The 17,807-nt window shown below is 43.3% G+C and carries 19 protein-coding genes; 8 read left to right on the forward strand and 11 right to left on the reverse strand.

Features of this window, described 5'->3' with window-relative positions; genetic code table 11:
• Window positions 1-207 precede the first annotated feature (207 nt).
• Window positions 208-1,056, reverse strand: a complete 849-nt coding sequence (locus CAL7507_RS09200; protein ID WP_015128188.1) for a DALR anticodon-binding domain-containing protein — start codon at window positions 1,054-1,056, stop codon at window positions 208-210.
• A gap of 311 nt (window positions 1,057-1,367) precedes the next feature.
• Between CAL7507_RS09200 and CAL7507_RS09205 the strand changes: the two genes are divergently transcribed.
• Window positions 1,368-2,087, forward strand: coding sequence for a Crp/Fnr family transcriptional regulator (locus CAL7507_RS09205; protein WP_042342005.1), 720 nt, complete (start codon window positions 1,368-1,370; stop codon window positions 2,085-2,087).
• A gap of 34 nt (window positions 2,088-2,121) precedes the next feature.
• On the opposite strand, the gene CAL7507_RS09210 is transcribed toward CAL7507_RS09205, so the two are convergent.
• From CAL7507_RS09210 to CAL7507_RS09225, 4 genes are all read right to left on the reverse strand, one after another.
• Complete coding sequence (locus tag CAL7507_RS09210) at window positions 2,122-3,168, reverse strand: PstS family phosphate ABC transporter substrate-binding protein (protein WP_015128190.1); 1,047 nt, start codon at window positions 3,166-3,168, stop codon at window positions 2,122-2,124.
• Window positions 3,169-3,244: 76 nt separating this feature from the next.
• On the reverse strand, window positions 3,245-4,282 hold the full coding sequence (locus tag CAL7507_RS09215; protein WP_015128191.1) for a PstS family phosphate ABC transporter substrate-binding protein: 1,038 nt from the start codon (window positions 4,280-4,282) through the stop codon (window positions 3,245-3,247).
• A 187-nt stretch (window positions 4,283-4,469) separates the two neighbouring features.
• Complete coding sequence (locus CAL7507_RS09220; RefSeq protein ID WP_015128192.1) at window positions 4,470-5,855, reverse strand: serine/threonine-protein kinase; 1,386 nt, start codon at window positions 5,853-5,855, stop codon at window positions 4,470-4,472.
• A 114-nt stretch (window positions 5,856-5,969) separates the two neighbouring features.
• Window positions 5,970-6,983 carry a LysR family transcriptional regulator gene (locus CAL7507_RS09225; protein ID WP_015128193.1) on the reverse strand — a complete coding sequence of 338 codons (1,014 nt, stop codon included), beginning with the start codon at window positions 6,981-6,983 and terminating at the stop codon, window positions 5,970-5,972.
• Window positions 6,984-7,209: 226 nt separating this feature from the next.
• On the opposite strand from CAL7507_RS09225, the gene CAL7507_RS09230 reads away from it, so the two are divergent.
• From CAL7507_RS09230 to CAL7507_RS09245, 4 genes are all read left to right on the forward strand, one after another.
• A complete protein-coding gene (locus tag CAL7507_RS09230; RefSeq protein ID WP_015128194.1) occupies window positions 7,210-7,923 on the forward strand; it encodes an NnrU family protein in 714 nt (237 codons plus the stop codon).
• Window positions 7,924-8,328: 405 nt separating this feature from the next.
• On the forward strand, window positions 8,329-8,715 hold the full coding sequence (locus CAL7507_RS09235; RefSeq protein WP_015128195.1) for a co-chaperone YbbN: 387 nt from the start codon (window positions 8,329-8,331) through the stop codon (window positions 8,713-8,715).
• Window positions 8,716-9,225: 510 nt separating this feature from the next.
• The gene (locus CAL7507_RS09240; protein WP_015128196.1) at window positions 9,226-11,316 is read left to right on the forward strand and encodes an NAD(P)H-quinone oxidoreductase subunit 5; all 2,091 of its coding nucleotides are present in this window, start codon (window positions 9,226-9,228) and stop codon (window positions 11,314-11,316) included.
• Window positions 11,317-11,371: 55 nt separating this feature from the next.
• Window positions 11,372-11,617: a type II toxin-antitoxin system MqsA family antitoxin gene (locus CAL7507_RS09245; protein ID WP_015128197.1), complete on the forward strand. Its 246-nt coding sequence runs from the start codon at window positions 11,372-11,374 to the stop codon at window positions 11,615-11,617.
• Window positions 11,618-12,000: 383 nt separating this feature from the next.
• Here CAL7507_RS09245 and CAL7507_RS09250 read toward each other — a convergent pair whose 3' ends face one another.
• A complete protein-coding gene (locus CAL7507_RS09250; RefSeq protein WP_015128198.1) occupies window positions 12,001-12,258 on the reverse strand; it encodes a hypothetical protein in 258 nt (85 codons plus the stop codon).
• Window positions 12,259-12,596: 338 nt separating this feature from the next.
• Between CAL7507_RS09250 and CAL7507_RS09255 the strand changes: the two genes are divergently transcribed.
• Window positions 12,597-14,171, forward strand: a complete 1,575-nt coding sequence (locus CAL7507_RS09255) for an NAD(P)H-quinone oxidoreductase subunit 4 (protein WP_015128199.1) — start codon at window positions 12,597-12,599, stop codon at window positions 14,169-14,171.
• 77 nt (window positions 14,172-14,248) lie between these two features.
• Here the strand turns inward: CAL7507_RS09255 and CAL7507_RS09260 are convergent, their stop codons facing one another.
• Window positions 14,249-14,689: a DUF29 domain-containing protein gene (locus CAL7507_RS09260; protein ID WP_015128200.1), complete on the reverse strand. Its 441-nt coding sequence runs from the start codon at window positions 14,687-14,689 to the stop codon at window positions 14,249-14,251.
• Between the two features lie 244 nt (window positions 14,690-14,933).
• On the opposite strand from CAL7507_RS09260, the gene CAL7507_RS09265 reads away from it, so the two are divergent.
• Complete coding sequence (locus CAL7507_RS09265) at window positions 14,934-15,635, forward strand: hypothetical protein (RefSeq protein ID WP_015128201.1); 702 nt, start codon at window positions 14,934-14,936, stop codon at window positions 15,633-15,635.
• 22 nt (window positions 15,636-15,657) lie between these two features.
• On the opposite strand, the gene CAL7507_RS09270 is transcribed toward CAL7507_RS09265, so the two are convergent.
• From CAL7507_RS09270 to CAL7507_RS09285, 4 genes are all read right to left on the reverse strand, one after another.
• Window positions 15,658-15,969, reverse strand: a complete 312-nt coding sequence (locus tag CAL7507_RS09270; protein ID WP_015128202.1) for a type II toxin-antitoxin system RelE/ParE family toxin — start codon at window positions 15,967-15,969, stop codon at window positions 15,658-15,660.
• Entirely contained in the window at window positions 15,966-16,184 is a 219-nt protein-coding gene (locus CAL7507_RS09275) for a hypothetical protein (RefSeq protein WP_015128203.1), read from the reverse strand. The genes CAL7507_RS09270 and CAL7507_RS09275 overlap by 4 nt, the downstream gene beginning before the upstream one ends.
• 135 nt (window positions 16,185-16,319) lie before the next feature.
• The gene (locus CAL7507_RS09280; protein ID WP_042342007.1) at window positions 16,320-16,577 is read right to left on the reverse strand and encodes a BrnA antitoxin family protein; all 258 of its coding nucleotides are present in this window, start codon (window positions 16,575-16,577) and stop codon (window positions 16,320-16,322) included.
• Between the two features lie 3 nt (window positions 16,578-16,580).
• Entirely contained in the window at window positions 16,581-16,847 is a 267-nt protein-coding gene (locus CAL7507_RS09285; protein WP_015128205.1) for a BrnT family toxin, read from the reverse strand.
• 383 nt (window positions 16,848-17,230) lie between these two features.
• Here CAL7507_RS09285 and CAL7507_RS09290 point away from each other — a divergent pair, with 383 nt between their 5' ends.
• The gene (locus tag CAL7507_RS09290; RefSeq protein WP_015128206.1) at window positions 17,231-17,734 is read left to right on the forward strand and encodes a restriction endonuclease; all 504 of its coding nucleotides are present in this window, start codon (window positions 17,231-17,233) and stop codon (window positions 17,732-17,734) included.
• Window positions 17,735-17,807: the final 73 nt, after the last annotated feature.

Below are 17,807 nucleotides of genomic sequence, written 5' to 3' on the forward strand. Positions count from 1 at the left end.
ATAATATAACCGAGGTAATAGATTGAGTCAATAGATGTGATAAAAGTTTTTATTTCGCTGGAACTCAGAGAAAAATACATAAGTTTGTAGAACACTGGCAGATGATATTTGTAGGGTGTGTGACGCTACGACAAAACTCTGTACATAGATTCAGGACTTATAGCGTCACGCACCATTCTTTGACTGTGAAACATGCGTAAGTCCTATTTACAATTCTGACGGAGCAAAAACCCCTAGTTTTTCTTCTAACAGGAATCTTAAAACAAATTGAGTGGCTATCACCAATCCCAACCTGGCCTGCGCTAGCTCTGGTGAAGTAATTTCCACCTCACCCCAAATACGACACCTGCGCCAGAAAGTTTCAAAAGCTTGGCTCAAATCCACTGCTGCTTTTTCCCAATTGACAGCATTACCAAAAGTGTCGCTCTCCCAATCGTCTACCACTTGCACTAACTCGCCAATCAAACGTCCCTCTGCTGGATGATTCAGGTAAAGTTTTTGCTCACTGTCGAGCCAAGGTATGGGGTTCGGGAAAATAACATGCCGAGTAGATTGACTAGTATTTAGCAGCGGTTCTTGAAGTTTAATTAATCCTTCTCGATCAGCCAACCGCACTAGCGAGCAGCAGCGTGCATGGGCATATTGAACAGAAAACAAACAAGAAGACTTTTGCATTCCCTTTCTCTCCCCCTCTCCACTGCCCACAACCAGATTTTGTAACCAAGCCGCCAGTACAGGGTGTGTCAATTCTAAATGAATCCAACCGGGGGGAACTATTTGGACACTAAAAACGTCGCTGCAGGTTGCCAATAAATGAGATGCGATCGCACTGGCAATCTCCAGAGGTTTTTGATTCTGAGATTTTGATAGCCATAGGGCTACACCTGAAATATATAGAATTTTTTTTTCATCTCTACCTTTGTAGAGAGGAAACTTTCCGCCTTTTGTGCATAGCATTTCCTTGTATTCAGCATAAATACTTAATGAATTTAACAAGTGGCTGTATACTAGGCGTTTAGCTGCTGTATATTTACTGACTGGTAACTTATGATGCACGTAGTACTTCGTAAATTAGCTTGCATCCCAGATGTCTTGTTTTTGTGTCATCTATCTAAAGATGGAACTTTAATTTAGATAAAGAAAAATGAGAGTAGCATAAAATTTGATGAATAATCGATGAAAGGTGAGTAAACTTTACTACCATCATTGTACAGTAAGAAGTATAACAAAAGAGTAGAGAGTAAATTTGCTTTCTACGCTTTGGATGGCTGGCGCTGTTAGGCGTTATGCCTACCTCACCAACACAAAGACACTCCTTGCACCCTTTTACGATGTCTTTGTCTTCAGCCGAACGCTCTTTGTTACCTATGCAATCTCCATCCTCCTTTTCAGAGGCATCAAGGCCTTTTCTAACTTGGCAACGAATTCTTGATTGGGCTCAAGAACACTACCGCTGCCGCACCTTCAGCAAAGATGAGCGCATTCCAGCCCGTCCTGGATTGCTCTATTTAGTGCAAAGGGGTGCGATCCGCATGGTAGGAACCGCCCAGGTTAGCGCGACCGCCAGTCAGCTAACGTCTCGACGAATTAACAGAACCCCAGAAGAAGCTTTCTTGGGTTTTGTGGGAGCGGGACAACCTTTTGAAATTGTTGCTCAGTCACCATTCACTCTCCAGGCTTACGCCCACGTTGACCAAACAGCAGTGCTATGGATGTATTGGCATGACCTAGATAACTGGCCTCACTTCCGCCGGGAAGTTATGGATGCCTTTAGGTATCAGCACCAACGCAAGCTTTTGTGGCTGAGTGCCTTGGGACAACGGCGCACTATTGACCGACTCTTAGGATTTCTCACATTGTTGATTGAGGAATATGGGGAGCCAGCAATGAGTGATACCGATCCTGATGTGATTCGTGGCTACTGTTTGCCATTCCCCCTCACCCATGCCCAAATCGGTAGTGCGATCGGTTCGACTCGTGTCACTGTGACCCGGTTAATGGGTAAATTGCGTCAACGTGGCTTAATCCTCACCCAAGGGGATAATCTAATTTGCTTGCCAGCAGAATCGATTAATAGAGCTAACTAAAGCGCAGTTCAGAGTCTGCCATCAGTAGCAGGTGTCAGCGAATTTTGACAAACCCAGCTTGGGTTATCAATTCCTGTCCCTGCTCAGTTAAAAGTAAGTTGGCATAAGTAACACCCGCTTGCTGCTCAATTTGCCCAGTCTGTTTGACCACCACAAACAGATTGCGAGTAATCGGGTACTGGCCTGACTGAAAAGCCTCAATGTTCAATTTGTTCCGTTTACTAGGACATTCAGAAGGGAGGACAAATGGTTCTTGGTAAGGAGCAATGTATTGACCTTGCGTCCGCCCCAACGGCAAGGCTCTGATTGAACATTGAGGAACCACCTCTGGGGCAGAAGCGTAATAAATACCACCAGGATTACTAGCTAATTTTTGTAAGGCTTGGGTGGTCGTGGAAACTAGTTCCACTTGCGATCCGAAGGGTTGACCACCCAAGATGTCTTGAACAAAAAGTTCCACCGTACCGCCATCAGTAGTGCGGCGAGAATAGGGCTTAATCGGAAGATTGGGGCCGCCCACCTGACTCCAATTGCTGATCTTGCCAGTGTAAATAGATTTAAGTTGGTCTATCGTTAGTCCTGGGATATTTAAATTGGAGTGAACTGCTACTGCCAATCCATCAATTGCTACAGGAATTTGTGTGAGACTAAACCCGCGCTGCTGGGCACGACTTAACTCTTGATCGAGAATTGGTCGAGAAGACTGAGCAAAAGCCAGCTGACCGTCGATTAAGGCCTGTATGCCAGTACTAGAACCGGGCACTGCATTGTTTGGTTCTACATAACGTAGCCGAAACTCTGGTCGCGCTGCTTCTATTGCTGGGTCAACGGCTAATCTAATCGGTGCCCAAGAGGTGCTACCGCCGTAGTTAAATAATCCTGTGGGGACATTTTGTATAGAGGCGAAAGTCTTGCCACCAGATTGCACTGGTGAAGTCTGGGGCTGTGTTGTGCTGCCAGAATTAACTTTATTGAGGTTAACGCCAGGCTTTCTCGTAAACCACCAGAAGCCACCGCCTATCAGCCCAACTGTGATGAGAAGGGACAAAACAAGAATAGGTATTTCGTTTTTTTGGGACATAAGTATACAAGCCAACCCACTGTCTAAATTTAAGTAGTTTCTACTTGAGAGTGTAATTTAGAGAGTGGGTGTTTGATTAGCGAATTCTGACAAATCCAGCTTGAGTAATTAATTTTTGTCCTTGATCTGTCAATAGCAAGTTAGCGTAGGTTTCTCCCGCTTGCTGATCAATTTGTCCATTTTGTTTAACAATAACAAATAATCGTCTAGTGATGGGGTAATCGCCAGTTTGAAATGCCGTAGAATTTATTTGGTTGCGCTGTTGTGGACAATTGCTCAGGGGGATAAAAGGCTCTTTATAGGGCGGAATTAATTTTTCGGATTTACGTCCCAGTGGTAAGGGCTTCACTCCACATTGCCCGACTACTTCTGGCGCTGAGGCATAGTAAATTCCCCCCAAATTTTTACTGACTTCTCTCAACGCTTGAGTGGTTGTCGGGATAAATTTTACATTGTCGCCAAACTTTTCTCCCCCCAAGACGTTCTGATCAAAAAATTCAATCGTACCACCCTCTTCTAGACGCCGGGAGTAAGGAGTAATGGGTAAATTTGGGCCGTTTACTTGTTGCCAGTTAGTTAACTTGCCAGTGTAAATATCTTTAAGCTGGGTGAGGGTCAAGCCAGGAATATTGAGATTAGGATTAACTGCGATCGCTATACCGTCAATTGCTATAGGGATTTCTTTGAGTGTAAAGCCCCTCTGTTGAGCTTTCTGGTATTCTTCATCCTTGATGGAGCGAGATGACTGGGAAAAAGCCAACTGGTTATTTAACAGCATTTTTATCCCCGTACCTGATCCAGGGGCACCTGTTGTGGGATCTGTATAACGCAACTGGAACTTGGGCCACAGCTTTTGAATCTCTGAGTCTACTCCTTGGCGGATAGGGGCCCAAGTTGTGCTACCCCCATAACTAAATAATCCAGAGGGAACGTTTGCCACTTGGGTAAAAGTGTCATCACTCGACTGTGCAACTTGGTGGGATTGATTATTAGTAAAATTAATCACACCGGAGTTGTTAGCTAGCCACCAAAATACGCCGCTGACTAAGCCTAGTGTGATCCCTAAAGTTAAAAGCAACACCCCAGTTTCATTAGTTTTATTTTGTGGCGACATAGTCGTTATTTATAATTTTTATCCATAAACGCAATGTCCCATTTTTGAGGATTTCCCTAGGTTAAAGATAGGTTAAGCTTTGTTTTTGAATACCGTTGCTGTATTAATAGTTTGTTGCAAGATATTAAGTTATGCTAATAACCCCATATTTGCTGCCTGAGGTGATTTATTGGTTCATAATAGTGGATCACAAAATCAGAGAAAGCAATTTATAAATAAGACGGAATAGAGATGTAAGTGCAATTGTTACCAAGGCTGCTGCAAATGCTAAGGTAAGGACTTGCTGTATACCGAATCCGCTCTGTAAAATTGGTAGAAAAAAGATAATAGCAAAGGTAATGCTGGGAATAATTAATAAATCCTTCCCTTCAATCCAGCGGCGTGTTTGAGCAAAAATCAGCCCTCCTAAAATCAGGGCAGCAATAGCTAGAGTGATGATGGGGTTGTGTAAGAGACTAAAAAGAGCGATCGCAATCAATGCACCTTCAAATCCACTAAATGCTGCACCACTTAACAATTCCAATGTGGAAAATGCTGGCATCATCGGCGGACGTTGACTAACAGCAGGGATAGGAGGCGGTGTAGGTGGTATTTGTGTAGGTGGTATTAACTGTGGCGTGCTACCTCCTGCTAACGCATTTAAAACTTCTTGGGCTGACTGAAAGCGTTGATTAGCAGCGGGAAGAAGCATTTTGTCTAAAACATCAGCTAGCTGAGAGCTAACGTTAACTTGCGATCGCCATTTCCACTGATTGGTATAAGCATCAAATAGCTGAATTGCTTCTAGACCTGTGAGCAATGTCAGAGTAGTGACAGCTAAAGCATACAAATCCGTAGACGGAAATACTTGATTCCCAGCCATTTGCTCAGGTGGTGCAAATCCCATAGAATAGATGCCTGTAGAAGAACCAGCAGCGCCTGCGGGAGCATTTGTAACTTGTTTAACTGCACCAAAATCTAGCAAGAAAAGTCTGCCATCGCGACGGCGCATGATATTAGATGGTTTGATATCTCTGTGGATAATGCCTTTCTCATGAACAAACTTGAGTACTTTGAGGATTTCTTGTAATACTTCCAGAATTTCTGCTTCCGAGAAAGTACCTTTTTGAGCTAACTCTTCCTCAAGATTTTGTCCATCTATATATTCTTGAACTAAGTAAAAAAACTGGTCTTGCTGTCCTGGTTGCAAGCTTTGAACTATGACTGGGAAGAAAGCAAATAAGTCGGGTATTTGCTCGTGTTCGTTACCTAATTGTGATAAAACTTCTGCTTCTCTTTCAAACAACTGTTGTGCTAGTTGTAGTTGAGTTGAAGTTAAATTTCCTGACGGTTGGAACTGCTTAACTACACATTGACGCATTCCGGGGATGCGGCGATCGCGTGCCAAAAATGCTGCTCCAAACCCTCCTCTTCCTAGCAGCTTGATCGGTACATATCGACCATCTAACATTAATGGCATTCCGCAGGTAGTGCAGTATTTTTGCTGTGCCGTTTTTAGCGTGGTCTGATCATCTAAATCTGCAAAATGGTTTAGTGGGCGTGGGCAGCGTGGACGAGTGCAATAAACTTCCATTGTTTCGGTGTGTCCTTGGTCAGTTCTCTAAGCCAAAAGCCCTTAATGATTAACTTAATTAAGAATCTCTGGAACAGCACCGCGCTTCTACTGACTAAGGACTATCAACAAATGCTAGCCTTCGTTAGAGGAGTTAGGGGTCACTGCATCTAGAGTACTGACTACTAGGTTTTTTTGTGCTAACTTTAACACATTTTGGTTCCATCCAGGGGTAGCAAACTGGGGTAAAATTTCCTGACTAAAAGCCTCTGCAGCCTTGGATCTATAGCGATTGGGGTTAAAAATCAGCCACAGCGTTCGCTTGACGACAACACCTTCAATGGCAGCACAGTGCAGCACACCCATCTGTAACTCTTTAGCAATGGCTGAGGTAGAGACAAAGGCAGCCCCTAAACCAGATTGCACGGCATTTTTAATAGCTTCTATGGAATTCAGTTCCATTTCGACTTTAAAACGCCTTGTATCAATCTCACAGCGTGCTAGGACTTGGTCAATGACTTTGCGGATAGTTGATTGTGAATCGAGCGCGATGAATTGTAATTTATAAAGGTCATCTTTTTGAATTGTTTCGAGTTTAGCAAAAGGATGAAATACAGGTATAATTAGCGCCAGTTCATCTTCGGCGTAGGGGATAATTTCTAAAGATTCTGCCAATTCACCAGGAATTTCACCACCAATGATCGCTAAATCGACTTGTCCGTTGGCGACACTCCAAGCAGTGCGACGAGTGGAATGGACATGTAATTGGACGGCGACATCAGGATATTTTTGGCGAAACATCCCAATCATTCTGGGCAAAAGATAGGTGCCAGTGGTTTGAGAAGCACCGACAATCAAAGTTCCGCCTTGGAGATTTTGTAAATCCTCAATGGCGCGACAGGTTTCCTGACACAGGCTGAGAATTTTTTCACCATAGTTCAGAAGTAGATGCCCTGCTTCGGTTAATTGTGCGCGACGCCCTCCCCTGTCGAATAGGGGAACATCCAGCTGCCGTTCGAGGTTTTGAACTTGCAAGCTGACGGCAGGTTGGGAGACATAAAGACTATCAGCGGCCCGCTTGAAGCTCCCTTCTACAGCGATCGCTTTGAGAATACGTAACTGATCTAAAGTGAAAGGAAGGTCAGACATAAGGCTCAACCTACAAACTTTGAAAGGAGCAACTTGGGCAATAAATTCAACGTCTTACAACCCGTTTGGCTGGACGTGATTTATTGCATCTTAAACTTGAAGGATTGACTCGAAAAAGACAGTAGCACAATATCTTGACTAAAGTCCTCTTTTGAATACTTTGTGCTATTGGTTGTACCGAACTAAGTTTTCTTTAAATTACTTCACCTACGTTACAGGTATATCGATGCTGATTTCTTGGTTTACCCCCAGTCATTTTGTCATATTGGGGTTACAAATAGCTTTTGCGATCGCTCATAGTGGAGGAGCAGCTCTGCGTCCTTGGGCTGAAAAACAGATTGGGCCAAGGCTTTATCGCATTTTTTTTGCATTGGTCAGCCTGCCATTGGCTGTCATATTAATTATTTACTTTTTTAACCACCGCTATGATGGCTTGCAACTTTGGCAGGTGCAAGGTGTGCCAGGCGTGCAAATTATAGTTTGGGTGCTGTCAGCGATTTCCTTTTTGTTTTTGTATCCTGCCACATTCAATCTACTGGAAATTGCTGCCATTCAAAAGCCCCAAGTCTATCTTTTCGAGACGGGAATTATTCGTATTTCCCGGCATCCACAAATGGTAGGACAAATAATTTGGTGTATCGCTCATACTCTATGGATAGGTACTACCTTTACCTTGATTACCTCCATTGGGTTGGTATTGCACCATCTGTTTGGGGTTTGGCATGGGGATCACCGTCTCAGCAACCGTTATGGCGAAGCTTTTGAACTAGTGAAACAGCGCACTTCAATTATTCCTTTCCAAGCAATTATTGACGGTCGTCAATCTCTCAAATGGGAGGAATTTTTACGTCCTGCCTATTTGGGAGTAGCCATTTTTGTGGGTTTACTTTGGTGGTCGCACCCCCTGTTGTTGGTAGCAACCAGTAAGATATCATGGTAATTTTGGGTGATCCCCAATATCAGCAGATAATGCCCAATAGATGAAAACATCAGCTTATCAAGTGCCACCGAATCAATGTAGGATAAATTCAAATAGCTGTCAGCAGGAGTGTGTTTCCGTCGGTTAGAGATTTTATATTGGTGGTTACTGGTAAATTGCTTTTCCTGGGGATTAAACGCCAAATCAGTCTAAATTCCCATGCAGCAGTAGCTATCAAGAGTTGAACATCAAGAAAAGCCAGCGCGACATTCACGGTGGCTTTTTTGACAGAGTCGCAATTAACAAGCTCAATTTTTGCATAACTATAAACTATGCCGTGAGAAAGTCCATCGGCAGTAAGTGGCTTGCCAATACTCCTGTTGATGGCTAGTTTTAATATAAAAACCTTATAATCTTAGAGGCGTCATGGTGTTGTCGGTTAGTGAGCGGACATTTAATCAAGAAGTTTTAGAATCTCCAATTCCGGTGTTAGTTAATTTTGAAGCGCCTTGGTGTGGCTTATGCCGTATCATTCATCCCCTGTTGTTGCAATTTAAAGCGCAGTGTGGGGAGCAAATTAAATTAGTTACGGTTAACGCTGATCAAAATTTCAAACTGTCTAGCACTTATCGACTAAAGTCACTGCCAACTTTACTGTTGATTGAAAATGGTAAAATCCAGCATCGGTTGGAAAGCTTTCGTGGCAGAGAAGATTTACGTCTGGCTTTAGAAGAAATAAAAATTAGCTACAGCAACCGCTCTAAAATCTACCATAGCTCAAAAACATTAGACTTAGGATGCCGCACTGCATAAATAATGCAAATAGTCAAGAGCTAAAAAGATAAAAGGCAAAAATGTTCCTTGATTTTTAGCTCTGGACTTAGGGACTTCCAGAAAATAAATTATCCAAATTTACTCAGATAATATTTTTCTTTCTCCCCCTGCCCCCTGCTCCCATTCGGCTACGCTCACGGCAAGCCTGCCCCCCTGCCTACATAGCGATAGGATATTTTTTTAGTTGGAAGTCCCTTAGCAAAGCGAGCAGCAAATCTAAAACCAAGCTTAATTACCTCACCTAATCACTGTTAGGTGGGGTATTTTATGCTAGAGGGTGTGTGTCACAATTATTAACAGTTCCCACCTGGACAGTTGAACTCAGCATAGACAATTCAAAAGTTTTGCTTGACGGCAGCTGTTGCACCTTATGGGTTCGCTTTTATGGGTTCCCAGCGTCTACAGACTATAATCTCCGTCACAATCCTCCAGAAAACATCTGCAGTACTGTCCTAACCTAGTCAAGAATCCTAAAAGTACGCGTCAGTGATGGAAGTAATTTATCAATATGCCTGGCTTATTCCCGTATTTCCCCTTTTAGGGGCGATGCTGGTCGGTCTAGGGTTAATCTCGTTAAATCAGGTGACCAACCGCCTACGCCAGCTCAACGCTGTCATAATTATCTCCCTCATGGGAGCAGCGATGGGGCTGTCGATCGCTTTGCTGTGGAGTCAAATTCAAGGACATGCAACTTATACCCGCACCCTAGAATGGGCAGCAGCAGGCAATTTTCATCTGAGCATGGGCTACACGATTGACCACCTGACAGCCTTGATGCTGGTGATTGTGACAACTGTAGCTGTTTTAGTCATGGTTTACACCGATGGCTACATGGCTCATGACCCAGGATATGTCAGGTTTTACGCCTATCTAAGCTTGTTTGGTTCCTCAATGCTGGGTTTGGTTGTCAGCCCCAACCTAGTGCAGATTTATATATTCTGGGAACTGGTAGGGATGTGTTCCTACTTGCTGGTCGGCTTTTGGTACGATCGCAAGTCAGCCGCAGATGCAGCCCAAAAAGCTTTTGTCACCAACCGTGTCGGTGACTTTGGTCTTTTACTGGGCATTCTGGGGCTATTCTGGGCCACGGGAAGCTTTGACTTTATGGTGATGGGCGATCGCCTCTCACAACTCGTAGAGTCGGGTTCTGTGAGCAATTCTCTCGCCGTCTTGTTGGCGATTTTAGTTTTCCTCGGCCCGGTGGCAAAATCAGCCCAGTTCCCTCTGCATGTCTGGCTACCAGACGCGATGGAAGGCCCCACCCCCATTTCTGCCCTGATTCACGCGGCAACAATGGTGGCAGCGGGTGTTTTCCTGATTGCTCGGATGTACCCAGTATTTGAACATGTCCCGGCAGCAATGAACGTCATTGCCTTTACTGGGGCATTCACGGCCTTTTTGGGAGCAACCATTGCCATTACCCAAAACGACATCAAAAAAGGTTTAGCTTACTCCACCATTTCCCAACTGGGTTACATGGTGATGGCTATGGGAATCGGTTCCTACAGTGCTGGATTATTCCACCTAATGACCCACGCCTATTTCAAAGCGATGTTGTTCTTGGGTTCTGGTTCGGTGATTCACGGCATGGAAGGAGTCGTCGGTCATGATCCTGTATTAGCCCAGGATATGCGCTTGATGGGGGGACTGCGAAAGTATATGCCCATTACCAGCATCACCTTCTTAATTGGTTGCTTGGCAATATCTGGCGTACCGCCCTTTGCCGGTTTCTGGTCAAAAGATGAAATTTTGGGTAAAGCTTTTGAAGCCAATCCATTTCTGTGGTTAATTGGCTGGTTAACCGCCGGCATTACTGCTTTCTACATGTTTAGAATGTATTTCTCAACATTTGAAGGCAAATTCCGGGGCACTGACCAGAAAATCAAGGACAAGCTCAAGAAAGCAGCGACAATTGTCCTGGAATTAGAGTCAGAAGCACCAGCCCCTGTTTTTGGCCCTGGTGCCATGAAACAAGGTGAATTGGCTGCAACCGGCGGTCATCATGACTCCCACGGACATCATAGTGATACTCCCCATGAATCACCGTGGACAATGACTCTGCCTTTAGCACTTTTGGCAGTGCCTTCGATGTTGATTGGTTTGGCAGGAACTCCCTACGCCAATTATTTTGAGCAATTTATCTTTCCTCCTAGCGAAACCCTCACCGAAGTCCTAGAAAAAGCTGCCGAATTCAACCCGACAGAGTTTTACATTATGGCGGGGGCTTCAGTAGGGATTTCCCTGATTGGCATTACCTTGGCTTCTCTAATGTACTTGCGCGGTAAAATTAACCCAGCTGCGATCGCATCTCAAATCAAACCACTTTATGAGCTATCCCTCAACAAGTGGTACTTTGATGACATTTATCATCGCGTCTTTGTTCTCGGCTTGCGTCGCCTAGCTAGACAAGTGATGGAAGTTGACTTCCGCGTTGTCGATGGTGCTGTTAACCTCACGGGCTTCTTCACCCTTGTCAGTGGCGAAGGTTTGAAATATCTAGAAAACGGTCGCGCTCAATTCTACGCCTTGATCGTCTTTGGGGCAGTTTTGGGTTTAGTGATTGTTTTTGGTATTACCTAATCTTACATAGGGGTGGGCGGCTGTCCGCCCCTAAATCATTTAAGAAGCAAAGATAATGAAATGCGTAATTTGTCACCACGGAGAAACTAAACCAGGTTTAGCAACTGTGACATTAAAAAGAATTGTCTTAAAAAAAGTTCCAGCAGAAATTTGTCATAATTGCGGTGAATATTATTTAAGTGATGCAGTTACCGAACAGGTTTTAGAAAAAGCAGAGTTAACTATGAATAATGGCACAGAATTGGAGATTCTGAGATATGCAGTTTATGGATTTCCGGGAAAATCAAATACCGATTTGTAGGGTGTGTGACGCTGCGAAAATACATTGAGTAGAGCGATATATGATTTTGTAGCGTCACGCACCGGTGATGATTGTGGCTACTCAATTGGTACATTATTAGTCAGCCAGTCCCTTAGTGTTATTATTTGCGCTTCTAAGATAGGAAGGCGGAATTATTTGTAAGACGCATTTCGACACTTCGACAGGCTCAGTGCATCGCTACGCTCAACGCTCAAAGCCACTGCTGGATGAGGGTTGAGCGTAGTCGAAACCCGGCATCTGGGTTGTTTTAATTCCACCCAGCTACTTACTACCATTCATGAAGCTGATGGTACAGACATTGTTTCGCCAGAATTTTGAGGCGGTGGTTGAAGGGAAGTGTAAAGAGAACTTCTGCCATTCATTTAGGCTTCGATGTCGTCCCAAAGCTCCGACACTGGGAAAGTTTGTCCTGCTGTAGCTTGTCGTATGGACTCTTGCAAATCGGCTAATATTTGTGCTTTTGGCTCTTGTTCATCAATCCAAGCTAAACCAGTGACGCTATCAGAATTTATAGAACTTATCAGATGTTGCCAAAGTTCTACAGGGATGAGTACATCTGTTGTTTCTCCATCCACATTGGTGACATAACGAATCTGACTGACAATTTTTGCGCTTATCATAGGGTTATTTCTCCTGTGATGATTTTTTGCACCAAACAGCATCGTGTATTTTTAGCGATGGGTTGGGCTAGGCGTAGACGCGGAGCGGCTTGTCATAGACATCGCATTGCTAGAATTCTAGTTCAGCGGCCTTTTGAAGGGAAATTTTTGACTTGACTGGGAGCATCCCAACCCACATTCCGTACTCCCAAGTGTCAAAAAAGACTCTTAAAAGAAAAAACGGGGGATTGCCAATTTAATTAAATCAACCTAACGAGGAAGACTAAATCCCCAAAAAGCTGTTAGTTAATAGCTAGTGACTTTTTGCCAAACATGATTTTGATTGCAGATGAATTGCGATGAATACAGCTAATTTTCCGTGGCTGACGACGATTATTCTCTTCCCGATAGCAGCCTCACTGCTGATTCCCATCATCCCGGATAAAGAGGGCAAAACAGTCCGCTGGTATTCCCTCATCGTAGGGTTAATAGACTTCGCGGTGATTGTTTACGCTTTTTATACTGGGTACGATTTCTCCAATCCGAATTTGCAGCTGGTGGAGAGTTACCCTTGGGTACCACAACTGAATTTGAATTGGTCAGTAGGGGCAGATGGTCTATCAATGCCCCTAATTATTTTGACCGGATTCATTACCACGCTGGCGATTTTAGCAGCTTGGCCTGTGACGTTCAAACCCAAGCTATTTTATTTCTTGATTCTGGCAATGTATGGCGGTCAAATCGCCGTGTTCGCCGTCCAGGACATGCTGTTATTTTTCCTGGTCTGGGAACTGGAATTGGTGCCGATATACTTCCTGCTGTCGATTTGGGGAGGTAAAAAACGGCAATATGCAGCGACTAAGTTTATTTTATACACCGCTGGCGGTTCGCTGTTTATTTTGCTGTCTGCTCTGACAATGGGATTTTACGGCGATACAGTGACGTTCGATATGCGAGAACTCGCTCTCAAGAACTTCGCCCTGAATTTCCAATTAGCACTATATGCTGGTTTCTTGATTGCCTACGCTGTCAAGTTGCCGATTATTCCTCTACATACCTGGCTACCGGATGCCCACGGTGAAGCTACAGCCCCAGTACACATGTTACTGGCAGGTATTCTGTTGAAAATGGGTGGTTATGCCTTGGTGCGGATGAATGCCCAAATGCTGCCTGATGCCCACGCTTATTTTGCACCAGCATTGGTAATTTTGGGGGTAGTAAATATCATCTACGCCGCCTTAACATCCTTTGCCCAGCGCAACCTCAAACGGAAAATTGCCTACTCCTCAATTTCTCACATGGGCTTTGTCCTCATTGGTCTTGCCTCATTTACTGATTTGGGATTGAGTGGGGCAATGTTACAAATGGTATCCCACGGGTTGATTGGGGCGAGTTTGTTTTTCCTTGTCGGCGCGACTTATGACCGGACACACACCCTCATGTTGGATGAAATGGGTGGTGTCGGCAAGAGAATGCCGAAGATTTTCGCCATGTTCACCACCTGTTCGATGGCTTCTTTGGCATTGCCAGGGATGAGCGGTTTTGTGGCTGAGTTAATGGTGTTTGTCGGCTTTGCCACCAGCGATGCTTATAACTCCACATTTAAAGTTATCGTGGTGTTTTTGATGGCAGTTGGGGTGATTTTAACTCCGATTTATCTGCTGTCGATGTTGCGGGAAATTTTCTACGGGCAAGAGAACGAAGAATTAGTTTCTCACCAAGCTTTGATAGATGCTGAACCCCGCGAAGTATTTATCATTGCCTGTTTGTTAATCCCGATTATTGGTGTAGGTTTCTATCCTAAGTTGTTGACTCAAATGTACGATGCAACAACAGTGCAATTGACTGCACGGTTACGCGATTCTGTGCCGACTTTGGCGCAGGATAAAGAAGTACCAAAGATTTCTTTGATAGCACCGAGAATCGGTAATTAGTGACAATAGATGTCTTAAATTAATTATTTTGTTTAGGGTGGGTTTTTTACCTGCCCTTTTTTTGTAAATTGAAAACTTTACTCACTTGCTTCTGGTAGCCAGTCTTCATCTAACACTAATTCCAGAGAATATGGACACCCTTCTGGAAACACTGAAATTATCATCCCTGTTTGCTTGGCTGCTTGACGACGTGCTTTTTGATAGCTCTCTTTAAGTTGCTCTATGGGATAACTTTTGAGACTAGGACTATCTTGAATAGCTAACTCAATTTGGGTACGAGCGTCAGTGATAGAATCTAGCCAACTATCTGAGCGACGCTGTGGTTGATATTGCCATTTGAGCAGATGTAAAAGCAAGCGAATTAATTGACTAATAATTGCCCTGCGTTCGCTTTTACCCAAATCCTCAACCTCTGCAATTAAATGCTCTAAATCAATTTCCTGCCAGCGATGTTCCCGCAATAGTTTGGCTGTTTTGTCAATCCACAAATTGAAATCTGCTTGATAAGTTGCGCTCATGACTTGTCCGTTACTTTGTCTGGCACAGGTATCTTAATAATAGCGCGTAGACGCGGAGCGGCTTGTCGATAGACATTGACTATTGTGAATTTATAAACAATAAATTTAGCAATTTCCCCTGTCTTAGTGTTAATTGGCTTACTTGTCGGGGAATTATATCTATAAAGTAGCGCATTGCTTGATAGTACAAGCCGTAAAAGCTGGTTACTAAATCAACCCATTTATAAAAAAATCCATCAAACCTATGGTAGTTAAATTAGGATTTGGATCAGTACCAAAACCTCAATATGTCTTTGTCAGCAGAGAATCTGATCATTGTTGGTATATGCTTGCTGACGATGCACAACATATTCCCATTTTTGATAAAGCTTTGACTGGGGTAATTGCAGAAATAGAGGCTAATAAAATAGTTGAAACTAAATTCGGTTCGGTTAGAAAAACCGATTTACATATTTCGGCAGACAAACCTTATATTATTCGTTCAGGAAGCGACTCTTTCTTTTCTAAAAACTTATTGTTGTGTTTAGATGCACTCAGTGATCAAGAATTGTGTAAGCCACTAACGATCGCAGTCAGCCCCGGAGATAGTAATGTGGTTTTTTGTAAAATTTATGATCCCATAACTTATCGCTCTATCGGTGTTAGTTGGGATGGATACCAGGAAATTGACTGGCAAGCTTTAGGGCAAAAAGTTAGCCTCAAAATTAACGGAATTAATCATTTCAATCAAGCTGAAACAAATATATCTACCAATAGTATAACGGCTGAAATTCGTGATGTTTTTATAGCTCAAACTGACACATATTTAGCACAATTAAATTGGAGTCCAAACCAAGGGAAAGAGTACTTGCTACAGAGATATGGCAAGCGATCGCGTCTACAACTCACTGATATAGAACTACTGGAATTTATTGATTACCTAAAGCGACAAGTCAACCAAAGCTAATCAACTAGCGATCGCTTTAAGTTTATCTAATTGGATGACCTTTCACCTCATTTCCCAATCCGCAATATAACTGAGAGAGTAGTTTGTCATAATCTGTATGGATACCAATCCAAAACCATACAATCCCGTTTTCGTTTCGCACACCAACAGCGCGATAACTTTTGCTCACACGGGCAGAGTAGATAGGTAAGATAGGATGCACTTGTTTGAAACGGAGGCTAGGATGCCAGGGATCTTGCTTAAACTGTCGATAAGCTTCTCGTGCTTGTTGCTGAACCTGTTGGGGAAGATTAGTAAATGCTTTGCGAAACTGAGCCGTTGTTCTAGATTTCACAGGGTTTCTGGATCTAACTCTTGGGCTTCACCTGCTTGATCTTCGGCTAAAGCTGCTGCAGCGAGTTTAGCAAGCGCATCATGAGATTTTGCAAATGCTTTGTCCCAAAGGGCTTCATCTTCAAGTTCTTCTATTATGAGCGCAGCAATTGTATCTTGCTCAGTCTCAGAAAGTTGTTTTACTCGTGCGATCGCTTGTTCAAGTAGATGGGTCATATAACACTGCTGTAAAAAAGACCTGCTAACTATTCTACCGTTCTGTTATGGTTCTAAGGTTTGGGGATTTTCTAGCGTAGACGCGGCGATAGACATCGCTCTTTTTGAATTTATCTAATTGGATCGCTTTTCACCTCATTTCCCAATGCGCTCAAGTTCCTCTCTTAATACTCGGCGTAACGTGTCTTCTAAAGGTTCACGGCGCTGCTGAATGTACTCACGCAAGGCATCATTAATCAACGTTTGGTAATTTCCACCTCCTGCTTGGTTAACTTGGTCACGAAACCATGTGAGTATTTCATCATCTAGACGAATTGTAATCCTAGTTTTTCCGGGTGGTGTGGGTTCTATTGCCCCCCGCTTGCCTTGGCTAAAATCATACTCAGTTTCCATCATTTATCCTTCCTCATATTGCTTTTGTTCCTGGCGCGTAGCTTTGCGGGCAGAAATTAATCGAATTTCATCACTACGCCATGTATACACAACTACTAAAATCCTACCGAAAGCATCCATCCCAATTGTGATTAACCGTTCCTCATCAAAACGTTCATCTATGACGGTGATTGCCAAATCATCTGAAAAGACAGACACTGCATCAGCGAAGTCAACACCGTGCTTGCGAAGATTGGCTGTTGCTTTGTCTCTATCCCATTGATAAACCATCTAAATCTATTGTATGCACATTCGTACATATTACCAAGGGATGAAGACTCTAATCGCTCTTTTTGAATTTATCTAATTGGATCGCCTTTCACTTCATTAGACTTCTTGTATAAATATTTTTTGTCTCACGCAGAGGCGCGGAGGCGCAAAGAAAGAGCGCGAAAATGAGGAGGCAAGAGGTCTACTGAACGTTCTATAAAAAGCTCACGGTTGCTTTTGCATCATCATCTTACCCAGACTTTATCAAAGTTTCACATGGATCGGCTTCATCAATGGTGATTAGCTCGTTATTCAGGGAAAAATATGTATAAGATTACTCACCGGTAGTCGCAAAAATTCGTTGATAAACCTTTTTTACAGCTAATCATAACCAGGAGTATTTGATGATTCCAATTATTTTGGGTGCTGCAGCTTTAGCTGGCGCTGCAATTTACGGTGTTAGTGAATTAATCAAGGATGGTGAAAGACAACGGCAGGAAGAAGAAAGACAACGGCAGGAAAAAGAAAGACGTATTCTTGCTAGTGGAATTCATGAAGTTGATGAAATGAGTGGAAAGGACTTTGAAAAACTTTTGTCACTGCTTTTCAGAAAAACTGGGTACAATGTCAGCCTGACTCCAGACACTCAAGACTATGGCGCTGACTTAATCCTATACAAGGATGATGTAAAAACTATTATTCAAGCAAAAAGATCCAAAAATCCTATTAGTGTGAAAGCAGTACAAGAGGTAGCAAGTGCAGTCAGGCATTATCAAGCAAATAAAGCAATAGTTATTACAAATAATAGATTTACGGACAATGCTTACAACCTTGCACGTTCTAATGAAGTAGAACTATGGGATAGAAAAAAGCTTATTGAATTCATGCTGCGTGCTAAAAACTATTAGATAGTATAAGCAGATTGCCGAGCAAGAACAGACGAAGCGGCGAGAGATTGATGCTTGGGAAAAAGAAGCGATC

Origin of the sequence: Calothrix sp. PCC 7507 (genome assembly GCF_000316575.1) — a bacterium.
Lineage (GTDB): Bacteria > Cyanobacteriota > Cyanobacteriia > Cyanobacteriales > Nostocaceae > Fortiea.

Excerpts from the sequence above, each read along its gene's own strand:
- CAL7507_RS09205 (WP_042342005.1), top strand. The coding sequence starts at position 1,368 with ATGCAATCTCCATCCTCCTTTTCAGAGGCATCAAGGCCTTTTCTAACT.
- CAL7507_RS09210 (WP_015128190.1), bottom strand. The coding sequence starts at position 3,168 with ATGTCCCAAAAAAACGAAATACCTATTCTTGTTTTGTCCCTTCTCATC.
- CAL7507_RS09215 (WP_015128191.1), bottom strand. The coding sequence starts at position 4,282 with ATGTCGCCACAAAATAAAACTAATGAAACTGGGGTGTTGCTTTTAACT.
- CAL7507_RS09220 (WP_015128192.1), bottom strand. The coding sequence starts at position 5,855 with ATGGAAGTTTATTGCACTCGTCCACGCTGCCCACGCCCACTAAACCAT.
- CAL7507_RS09225 (WP_015128193.1), bottom strand. The coding sequence starts at position 6,983 with ATGTCTGACCTTCCTTTCACTTTAGATCAGTTACGTATTCTCAAAGCG.
- CAL7507_RS09230 (WP_015128194.1), top strand. The coding sequence starts at position 7,210 with ATGCTGATTTCTTGGTTTACCCCCAGTCATTTTGTCATATTGGGGTTA.
- CAL7507_RS09235 (WP_015128195.1), top strand. The coding sequence starts at position 8,329 with ATGGTGTTGTCGGTTAGTGAGCGGACATTTAATCAAGAAGTTTTAGAA.
- CAL7507_RS09240 (WP_015128196.1), top strand. The coding sequence starts at position 9,226 with ATGGAAGTAATTTATCAATATGCCTGGCTTATTCCCGTATTTCCCCTT.
- CAL7507_RS09245 (WP_015128197.1), top strand. The coding sequence starts at position 11,372 with ATGAAATGCGTAATTTGTCACCACGGAGAAACTAAACCAGGTTTAGCA.
- CAL7507_RS09250 (WP_015128198.1), bottom strand. The coding sequence starts at position 12,258 with ATGATAAGCGCAAAAATTGTCAGTCAGATTCGTTATGTCACCAATGTG.
- CAL7507_RS09255 (WP_015128199.1), top strand. The coding sequence starts at position 12,597 with ATGAATACAGCTAATTTTCCGTGGCTGACGACGATTATTCTCTTCCCG.
- CAL7507_RS09260 (WP_015128200.1), bottom strand. The coding sequence starts at position 14,689 with ATGAGCGCAACTTATCAAGCAGATTTCAATTTGTGGATTGACAAAACA.
- CAL7507_RS09265 (WP_015128201.1), top strand. The coding sequence starts at position 14,934 with ATGGTAGTTAAATTAGGATTTGGATCAGTACCAAAACCTCAATATGTC.
- CAL7507_RS09275 (WP_015128203.1), bottom strand. The coding sequence starts at position 16,184 with ATGACCCATCTACTTGAACAAGCGATCGCACGAGTAAAACAACTTTCT.
- CAL7507_RS09280 (WP_042342007.1), bottom strand. The coding sequence starts at position 16,577 with ATGGAAACTGAGTATGATTTTAGCCAAGGCAAGCGGGGGGCAATAGAA.
- CAL7507_RS09285 (WP_015128205.1), bottom strand. The coding sequence starts at position 16,847 with ATGGTTTATCAATGGGATAGAGACAAAGCAACAGCCAATCTTCGCAAG.
- CAL7507_RS09290 (WP_015128206.1), top strand. The coding sequence starts at position 17,231 with ATGATTCCAATTATTTTGGGTGCTGCAGCTTTAGCTGGCGCTGCAATT.